This window comes from Nocardia thailandica NBRC 100428, from assembly GCF_000308795.1.
GTDB classification, from domain to species: Bacteria; Actinomycetota; Actinomycetes; order Mycobacteriales; family Mycobacteriaceae; genus Nocardia; species Nocardia thailandica.
Window position 1 is genome coordinate 21,456 of record NZ_BAGK01000012.1, and the last position, 6,074, is coordinate 27,529.

General features: G+C 70.9%; 6 protein-coding genes and 1 tRNA gene. 3 read left to right on the forward strand and 4 right to left on the reverse strand.

Going from position 1 to position 6,074, the window contains the following annotated elements:
- Positions 1 to 15 precede the first annotated feature (15 nt).
- On the reverse strand, positions 16 to 603 hold the full coding sequence (locus tag ON36_RS01075) for a bacterial proteasome activator family protein (RefSeq protein WP_043646613.1): 588 nt from the start codon (positions 601 to 603) through the stop codon (positions 16 to 18).
- Positions 604 to 691: 88 nt separating this feature from the next.
- Here ON36_RS01075 and ON36_RS01080 point away from each other — a divergent pair, with 88 nt between their 5' ends.
- A complete protein-coding gene (locus ON36_RS01080) occupies positions 692 to 1,897 on the forward strand; it encodes a cysteine desulfurase-like protein (protein WP_043646616.1) in 1,206 nt (401 codons plus the stop codon).
- Here ON36_RS01080 and ON36_RS01085 read toward each other — a convergent pair.
- A complete protein-coding gene (locus ON36_RS01085) occupies positions 1,894 to 2,895 on the reverse strand; it encodes an NAD(P)H-quinone oxidoreductase (protein WP_043646618.1) in 1,002 nt (333 codons plus the stop codon). The genes ON36_RS01080 and ON36_RS01085 overlap by 4 nt on opposite strands.
- Before the next feature lie 109 nt (positions 2,896 to 3,004).
- Here ON36_RS01085 and ON36_RS01090 point away from each other — a divergent pair.
- Positions 3,005 to 3,094 (forward strand) — tRNA-Ser (locus tag ON36_RS01090).
- A gap of 39 nt (positions 3,095 to 3,133) precedes the next feature.
- Here the strand turns inward: ON36_RS01090 and ON36_RS01095 are convergent.
- Both ON36_RS01095 and ON36_RS01100 read right to left on the reverse strand, forming a co-directional pair.
- Positions 3,134 to 3,499: a nuclear transport factor 2 family protein gene (locus ON36_RS01095; protein ID WP_043646622.1), complete on the reverse strand. Its 366-nt coding sequence runs from the start codon at positions 3,497 to 3,499 to the stop codon at positions 3,134 to 3,136.
- Positions 3,500 to 3,600: 101 nt separating this feature from the next.
- Positions 3,601 to 4,668, reverse strand: coding sequence for a nitric oxide synthase oxygenase (locus ON36_RS01100; RefSeq protein ID WP_052313522.1), 1,068 nt, complete (start codon positions 4,666 to 4,668; stop codon positions 3,601 to 3,603).
- 331 nt (positions 4,669 to 4,999) lie between these two features.
- On the opposite strand from ON36_RS01100, the gene nicT reads away from it, so the two are divergent.
- Positions 5,000 to 6,034: a Nickel transporter NicT gene (gene nicT / locus ON36_RS01105; RefSeq protein WP_043646632.1), complete on the forward strand. Its 1,035-nt coding sequence runs from the start codon at positions 5,000 to 5,002 to the stop codon at positions 6,032 to 6,034.
- Positions 6,035 to 6,074: the final 40 nt, after the last annotated feature.

Consider the following 6,074-nt stretch of genomic DNA (forward strand, 5'->3'; position numbering starts at 1 on the left):
TACCGTGCCCGATCTCTACAGGTACTGGCCTCCGCCCGCGCTGTGACCGCCACGCGGATCGGCGGCGTGCAGGCCGGGCGGCAGGGCGCCCTGTCGCATCTGCTCCAGCTGCGCGCGGGCGGCCATCTGCTGGGCGAACAGCGCGGTCTGGATGCCGTGGAACAGGCCCTCCAGCCAGCCGACCAGCTGGGCCTGGGCGATCCGCAGCTCGGCGTCGGACGGCACGCTGTCGTCGGTGAACGGCAGGGTCAGCCGTTCCAGCTCCTCGCGCAGCTCCGGCGCGAGGCCTTGCTCGAGCTCCCGCACCGAGGACGTGTGGATCTCCTTGAGCCGGGTGCGGCTCGCCTCGTCCAGGGGGGCTGCGCGGACCTCCTCGAGCAGCTGTTTGATCATGGTGCCGATGCGCATGACCTTGGCGGGCTGCTCGACCATGTCGGCCAGCGATTCGCGGGGTTCGGCGTCGTCGTCGCCCGTCGCGTTCTCGTCGTCGACCACCTGACCGGACAGCGGCGACCGGGCGTTCGCGTCGATCGGCAGGGCCAGCGGACGGCCGTCGGGTCCGATCACGACGACGGATTCGGGTGCGTCCTCGGAGTGGGTCATGCTCCCCATCATGTCGCGTCCATGGCGATCGCGCTAAAACCGGCTACACGGTTACACGTCGATACCGGCTGCCCTTAAAGTGGCCAGCATGACTTATGACGTCGCGAGGGTTCGGGGCCTTATACCGTCCCTGGGCGACGGCTGGATCCATCTGGACCCGCAGGCGGGGATGCTGGTTCCCGATTCGGTATCGCGCGCCGTCTCAACGGGTTTCCGTACCTCCTCGTTCTCGCACGGCGGCAGGCATCCGGCGGCCGCGCGCAGCGGCGCCCTGCTCGACGCCGCGCGCGAGGCGGTGGCCGACCTGGTCGGCGGCGATCCGGCGGGCGTCGTCCTCGGTCCGGACCGGGCCGTGCTGCTGGCCTGGCTGGCGGAGTCGCTGAGTTCGCGGCTCGGCCTGGGGACCGGCATCGTGCTGTCCCGGCTCGACGACGAGGCCAACGTCGCGCCCTGGCTGCGCATCGCCAACCGCTACGGCGCGCACGTGCGCTGGGCCGAGGTCGAGATCGAGACCTGCGAGATGCCGTCGTGGCAGTTCGAGGAGCTCATCGGCCCGACCGCGCGGCTGGTCGCGCTGACGGCGGCCTCCCCGATCGTCGGCTCGGCGCCCGCGGTGCGCGTCGCGGCGGACCGGGTGCACGAGGTCGGCGGCCTGCTGGTCGCCGACGCGTTCGGTGCCGCGCCCTACGCGCTGATCGACATCGACGAGCTCAACGCCGACGTGGTCGCCCTGAGCGCGCCGTCGTGGGGCGGCCCGCAGGTGGGCGCGCTCGTGTTCCGCGATCCGGCGTTCCTCGACCGCATCCCGTCCATGTCGCTCAACCCGTACGCCAAGGGCGCCGAGCGGCTCGAGGTCGGCGGGCACCAGTACGCGCTGCTGGCCGGGCTGACCGAGTCGATCGAGTTCCTGGCCGGCCTGGACGAGCGGGCCAGGGGCACGCGCCGGGAGCGGCTGGAGATGTCGATCACCTCGCTGCAGGACTATCACGACCAGCTCTTCGACCACCTCATGCTGGTGCTGGAGAAGATCGACAACCTGACCGTCATCGGCCGGGCGTCGACCCGCATCCCGACGGTGAGCTTCACGGTGGCCGGGATGCAGGCGGAGAAGGTGGCCGCGAAGCTGGCCGATCTGCGGATCGGCACGGTCAGCGGGGTGCACGGCGGCAGCAGGCTGCTCGACGCGCTCGGCGTCAACGACGAGGGCGGCGCGGTCACCATCGGCCTCGCGCCCTACACCACCCGCTACGAGATCGATCAGCTCGGCCGCGCGCTGTCGAGCCTGGAGAACTAGTCCCGGATCCGCAGCAGGACCTTGCCGACGGTGTCGGCGTCGTCGAGGAGTTCGTGCGCGCGCCCGGCCGCCGTCACCGGCAGCTCGGCGCTGATCACCGGCACCACCTCGCCCGCGGTGACCAGCGGCCACAGGTGCTCGCGCACGGCCGCGACGATCTCGGCCTTGCTGCCCGCGCCCGCCCGCGGCCGGTTGCGCACGTTCGTCGCGTGCACGGTGCCCCATTTGCCGAGCAGGGCGCCCAGATTCAGCTCGCCGGTGACCCCGCCCTGCATGCCGATGACGACGAGCCTGCCGTGCGCGGCCAGTGCCTGCACGTTGCGTTCGAGGTAGGCGGCGCCCATGTTGTCGAGGATGACGTCGGCGCCGGTGCCGCCCGCGCCCGCCGGTTCGGCGGCGACGACGGTCACGAAATCCTGGGTGCGGTAGTTGATCAGGATGTCGGCGCCCAGTTCCGCGCAGCGGGCGAGCTTGGCGTCGCTGCCCGCGGTGACGGCCACCCGCGCGCCGAGCCGCTTGGCGACCTGGATGGCGTGGGTGCCGATGCCACCGCCGCCGCCGTGGATCAACACCAGCTGGCCCGCGCGCAGTCCCGCGACCATGACCAGGTTCGACCAGACCGTGGCCGCCACCTCGGGCAGGCCCGCCGCGGCGATCAGGTCGAGGTCCTCGGGCACCGGCAGCAGCTGGGTGGCGGGCACGGCGACCCGCTCGGCGTAGCCGCCGCCGGACAGCAGCGCGCACACCCGGTCGCCGACCGCCCAGTCCCGCACCCCAGGCCCGAGCGCCGCGACGATGCCCGAGCATTCCAGTCCGGGTACCGAACTCGCGTCGGCGGGCGGCGGATAGAGCCCGCGCCGCTGCAGCACGTCGGCCCGGTTGACCCCCGCGGCGACCACGTCGACGAGGACTTCGCCGGGACCCGCCTCGGGGTCGACCGTCTCGGTCCACACCATGACCTCGGGTCCACCGAAACCGTTCAGCTCGACAGCGCGCACCCGACCATCCTGCTCCCCGGCCCGGCCGCGCGCGACCACCGCCCCCGCCGTGTCGCGGCACCGCCGCCGGGAAATCCGGTGGCGGGGGTCGGTTAGTATCGAGGCGTCGGGAGACGTGGCAGAGCGGCCGAATGCACTCGCCTTGAAAGCGAGCGTGGTGTGAAAACCACCGGGGGTTCAAATCCCTCCGTCTCCGCCATCGGGGGGACGATGTGCGACCGCCGCCCGGCCCTGATCGCTACTCGTCCCAGGCCTGGATCGAGGTCTGGTCGACGATGCGCCCGTCGCGCAGGTTCGCCATGGAGTGGGCCAGCACGCGGGTGCCGTCGGGGTACCGGCACGATTCGACGAAGGCGACGTGGTCGCCGTCGATCAGCACGCTCTCCAGCCGGTGGGTCATCTCGCGGGCGCACACGTCGTCGAACATGGCGCCGATCTCGGTGCGGCCGTGCAGGACGCGGGGGTGGCTCGGCTGGTCGTTGTGGTCGACCATGCGGACCTCGGCGTCGTCGCTGTAGAGCGCGAGCAGGGTGGCGGGGTCGCGGTCCTCGATCCCGTGGCGCAGTGCTTCGACATCGAAGCCCGGGGTGGAGTCGGTGCTCATTGCTGGAGCCTCCTTCGCTCGTGGGGTACACGAGCCGACCAGGCTGTTTCGGCCCGTAAGCAGACCCTACGCCGGTTGGCGACCGGTGACGCCGGCGATTTTCAGCCGGTCACCGGGCAGCCGCGGTGGACGAAGTTCGGGCGGATGTCGGGGTCGGGCGGGTCGTAGTAGCGGTGGAAGGTCGGGGTGAGGCCCGACGAGATCGGCGGGTTCACCCAGCTCCAGTCCGTCGGGCAGGCGCGGCCCGCCGCGGCCTCCTTCTCGACGTGGTCGCAGAACTGCTTGGCCACGGTGTGGTGGTCGACGATGTGCACGCCCTCGGCGCGGAAACTGTGCAGCACGGCCCGGTTGAGTTCGATCAGGGCCTGGTCGCGCCAGAGGGTGCGCACCGAGCTCGTGTCCAGGCCCATCATGTCCGCGATCAGCGGGAGCATGTTGTAGCGATCGGTGTCCGACAGGTTGCGTGCGCCGATCTCGGTGCCGACGTACCAGCCGTTGAAGGGCGCGAACGGGTAGGTGACCCCGCCGATCTCGAGATCCATGTTCGAGACCGCCGGTACCGCATGCCATTTCAAGCCGAGCCCGGCGAACCAGTCGAAGTCGGGGTGGCTCAGGGGCACCTCCCGCACCAGGTCGGGCGGCAGCTCGAAGTACCGGGGCGGCTCGTCGCCCGCGGCGATGACGATCGGGAGGATGTCGAACGGGGTGCCCGCGCCGTGCCAGCCGAGCTCCCTCGCCTGCTCGGTGGCGGCGATGTTGGCGGGGTCGCCGGTGACGGTGCCGTCGCCGTTGCGGTATCCGGCGTAGCGGATGAGCTGGGCGCTGAGGATCCGGAAGTCGCTCCGGCCCGGTATCCGCGGCGGGCCGACGGTGATCACCGACTGCACCGCGCCGCCGTTGGTCGCCTTCGCCAGGTGCCGGACGCAGAAGTCGGCCAGCGCGCGGGCGGTGGTCGCGCCGCGGGCGTCGACGAGTTTGAGCGAGCGCCAGTGCTTGCGGCCCACGCAGCGGGCGTGGTTGCGCCAGGCCAGTTTCGCGCCGATCAGGATCTCCTCGGCGGTCTGTTCGTAGTAGCCGGTCTCGCGCAGCTGCATGAGCGCGCTGAGCCGTCGCTGCGGGGGTAGGTGGGCGAGTTCCTCCTGGCGGAAGAAGGTGTCGCACTCGCGCATCCGCCGGGCGAGATCGCCGGGGGCGTCCACGGGCGCATCGGCGCCTTCGTTGAAAAGAACTGTGGCGGAGGAGGTTTCACGGGCGAACAGGCGAAAGCGGTGATTCACAGGAATTCTCCGGTGTAGCAGCTTGCGATGCCGTTGCCGGCTTGTGGAAAGACTACGGCCGGTGTGCTGACGGTGTGCTCGAATCGGACAGAATTGGCACCCGGTCGCCGTCAAGCTGCCTCGACGCGGGCCCCGCGATACCCTGGTCTGTCCGATTCGCGGAGAAACGAGGTGGATCGTGGGACGTCTTTCCGCGCGCCGGATCGATCGCGGCGTCCTCGCCATGGCCGCCGCGGTGCTTGCGCTGCATGTGCTCGGCTGGGGAGTCCTGCTGCTGTTGGTGGTGCCCGGCAGGCACGTCGTCGAGGGCTCGGTCTTCGGGGTCGGGCTCGGGCTCACGGCCTATCTGCTCGGCATGCGGCACGCCTTCGACGCCGACCACATCGCCGCCATCGACAACACCACGCGCAAGCTCGTTGCCGAGCGCCGCGACGAGGGCGGCAGGCCCGCGCAGACCGTCGGCTTCTGGTTCGCGCTCGGTCACTCCAGCGTGGTCTTCGCCCTGGTCGCGCTGCTCGCCGTGGGCGTGCGGGCGCTCGCGTCCGGCCTCAGCGACCAGGATTCGCCCCTGCGGACCTGGACCGGGCTGTGGGGTACCGGCATCTCCGGCACCTTCCTCATCGTCATCGGCCTGCTGAACCTGGTCTCGTTGCTGGCCATCTGGCGGGTGTTCCGGCGGATGCGCCGCGGCGACTTCGACGAGGCCGCGCTCGAACGCGAACTCGACAACCGCGGCCTGCTCAACCGCCTCCTCGGCCCGGTCGTGCGCGCGGTGCGCGAACCGTGGCACATGTACCCGGTCGGCGTGCTGTTCGGGCTCGGCTTCGACACCGTCACCGAGGTCGGCCTGCTCGTCATCGCAGGCGGCGCCGCCGCCACCGGGTTGCCCTGGTACGCGATCCTGGTGCTGCCCGTCCTGTTCGCGGCGGGCATGACGCTGTTCGACTCGCTCGACGGCTCGTTCATGAGCCACGCCTACCTGTGGGCCTTCGCCCGCCCGGTGCGCAAGATCTACTACAACCTGGTCATCACCGGTCTCTCGGTGGCGGTCGCCCTGCTCATCGGCGTCCAGGAGATCCTGTCTATCTGCACGGAGAAGCTGGCCATCGAGACCGGACCGATCGCCTGGATCGGCCGTCTCGACCTGGGCGACCTCGGCTTCGTCGTCGTCGGGCTGTTCGTGCTGACCTGGATCGTCGCGCTCGGCGTCTGGCGGTTCGGCGGGGTCGAGCGCCGCTGGTCCCGGGACCTGGCCTAGGTGTACTGCCCAGGCAGGTTGGTCAACCGGGTGATTGGGG

Excerpts from the sequence above, each read along its gene's own strand:
- ON36_RS01095 (WP_043646622.1), bottom strand. The coding sequence starts at position 3,499 with ATGAGCACCGACTCCACCCCGGGCTTCGATGTCGAAGCACTGCGCCAC.
- ON36_RS01080 (WP_043646616.1), top strand. The coding sequence starts at position 692 with ATGACTTATGACGTCGCGAGGGTTCGGGGCCTTATACCGTCCCTGGGC.
- nicT (WP_043646632.1), top strand. The coding sequence starts at position 5,000 with ATGGCCGCCGCGGTGCTTGCGCTGCATGTGCTCGGCTGGGGAGTCCTG.
- ON36_RS01100 (WP_052313522.1), bottom strand. The coding sequence starts at position 4,668 with ATGCGCGAGTGCGACACCTTCTTCCGCCAGGAGGAACTCGCCCACCTA.
- ON36_RS01075 (WP_043646613.1), bottom strand. The coding sequence starts at position 603 with ATGACCCACTCCGAGGACGCACCCGAATCCGTCGTCGTGATCGGACCC.